The sequence below is a fragment of the Parendozoicomonas verongulae genome (assembly GCF_009711465.1).
In the GTDB taxonomy this organism is placed as follows: Bacteria; Pseudomonadota; Gammaproteobacteria; order Pseudomonadales; family Endozoicomonadaceae; genus Sansalvadorimonas; species Sansalvadorimonas verongulae.
In genome coordinates this window covers 1-2,138 of record NZ_SMME01000654.1, presented here as the reverse complement: position 1 = coordinate 2,138, position 2,138 = coordinate 1, and the positions used below count along the sequence as shown (strand labels likewise).

At 52.2% G+C, this 2,138-nt stretch carries 2 protein-coding genes; both read right to left on the bottom strand.

From position 1 onward, the window contains the following. Positions 1-848 (bottom strand): hypothetical protein (locus E1189_RS23190; RefSeq protein WP_196221072.1); only part of this gene is annotated, 848 nt, incomplete at its 3' end. Between the two features lie 551 nt (positions 849-1,399). Continuing rightward, positions 1,400-2,138: hypothetical protein (locus E1189_RS23185; protein WP_196221071.1), on the bottom strand; the 739-nt coding region annotated here is incomplete at its 5' end.

Sequence of the window (2,138 nt, the reverse complement as noted above, 5' to 3'; positions counted from 1 at the left end):
CCCCCCATAACCTGGAGATGCCTGCCCAGAACCAGTTCGATCTCTTTGTCATCACAAGGGGTATCCGCCAGTCCCCCGGCCGCCCGGGTGCGCAGCCGGGTATAAATGCCCAGAGCTGTTCGCAGGTTTTCCGCGCCTCCCATTATCTGGAAATGTCTGCCCAGTGTGAGTTCGATATCCTTGTCGTCACAGGGGATGTTCGCCAGCCCACCAGCCGCTCTGGTGCGCAGTCGGGTATAGATTTCCAGAGCCATTTTCAGGCTGTCCGGCCCCCCCATAAACTGGAGCAACCGGCCCAGAGACAGTTCGATCTCCTTGTCCTCGCAGGGGGTGTTCGGCTGCCCTCCGGCTGCCCGGGCGCGCAGCTGGGTAAAGATTTCCAGGGACATTTGCAAGTTGGCCGCGCCCCCCATGATCTGGAGATGTCTGCCCAGGGTTAACTCGATATCCTTGTCATCACAGGGGGTGTTCGGCTGCCCTCCGGCTGCCCGGGTGCGCAGCTGGGTGAAAATGTCCAGAGCCTTTTTCAGGTTGTCCGTGCCCCCCATGAGCTGAAGATGTCTGCCCAGTGTTAATTCAATATCCTTATTACTGCTGGGGGTGTTTGCCCTGCCTCCGGCCGCCTGGGTGCGCAGCGAGGTAAAGATCTCCAGAGCTGTTCTCAGGTTGTCCCGCCCCCCCATAATCTGGAGATGCCTGCCTAGAGCCAACCCGTTGGTTTTTCTATCATTGGGAGAGACTGAGCATTGCTCATAAAGGTGATAGAAGAGTGGTAAAGCTTCAGTTAAACGACCTCTCGCCTGTAAAGCCCGGCCTTTTGCCATCATCACGCCTTTATTGTTTTGCAAGGCCTCTGGAAGAGAATTGACGTACCCAATACACTCATCAAAATTCTCAAGAGCAAATAAGCACCTGGCTTTTAATTGCACAACACGAGCATATTGCTCAAAGTCTCTCTCATATTTTTTTAATAGCGTTTCTGTCTTATCTAATGCTCGTTGAGGATTGGTTTTCAGAAGACGGAAGCTCTCATTTATGTCGCGACATGTCCGAATATGCGAGTGAACCGGGTAGTGCTGAGTATGGCGCTGTGAAAGCTGGTGGTACCCAGGGTGACCAGTATTCCCCGGGTATGGAAAACCTGGTGTACCGAGGATGTAGGGTACATTGCTACCTGGATAGCTTTGTATTTGAGGAGGCACCGGCCAGTAATAACCGCCTGTCCCATAATTTGGGGGTAAGTCCATACTCTGAATAAACCTCAACAGGCCCTAGGAGATTGTTTATTAAACCAAGATGCTTGTATGGATGATGGTGAGGGGATAAAAGTTCAAAAGGAGTCAGGATCACAAACAGGGCTGTCCCAGACAATGGCGCCCTGTCATGGGTTTCTGACTATTTACGCCAGAGTTTCAGTCGTCATAGTACCCAACAGCTGTCGTTCCTTTAGCCTCCAGGGATGAACTTTCTTCAGGTCATGTCGATGGGGTTCAAGGTCATTGGCCAGATCAAAGAGTGAATTCGCTTGCTGCCTGAACTCTTTCTCCTTTTTTTCTTCGATACCCAACGTTTGCAACCCAGGTTGCGGCCAGGCAGATAAAAAGCGGAAGCAGTGAGCGAGTTGACTGAGACAGGGCGCATTTGTGCCTCCGCTGTCCTCCACTGCAAGCGCAGCCCAATTGAACGCTTTCCCCAGAAGAGTCAAATGTCCGGGCAAGATGTTCTCAATGTCCATTAATTCCTGGTAGTGACGAATACTCAAACACAAAAAGGTTTCGAATCCTGCAAATAACTGCTTATCAAGTTGCAGTCCATCAAACTGCTCCCACTCTCTCGTATCAATAAAAATAGCTGCAAGACTCAATTCGACCTCTTTGTCCTTACAGATGGTGTTCATCTCTTCCCCGGCTACCCGAGTGCGTAGCCGGGTAAAGATGTCCCGGGCCGCGCGCAGGTTGTCATGACCTCCCATGGCCTGGAGTAGTCTACCCACTGTTAACTCGATCTCTTTGTCATCACAGGGGGTGTTCGCCCGCCCCCCGGCTGCCTGAGTGCGTAGTCGGGTGAAGATGTCCAGAGCCTTTCTCAGGCTGTCCGTGTCCCCTATGAACTGAAGATGTCTGCCCAGTGTTAACTCG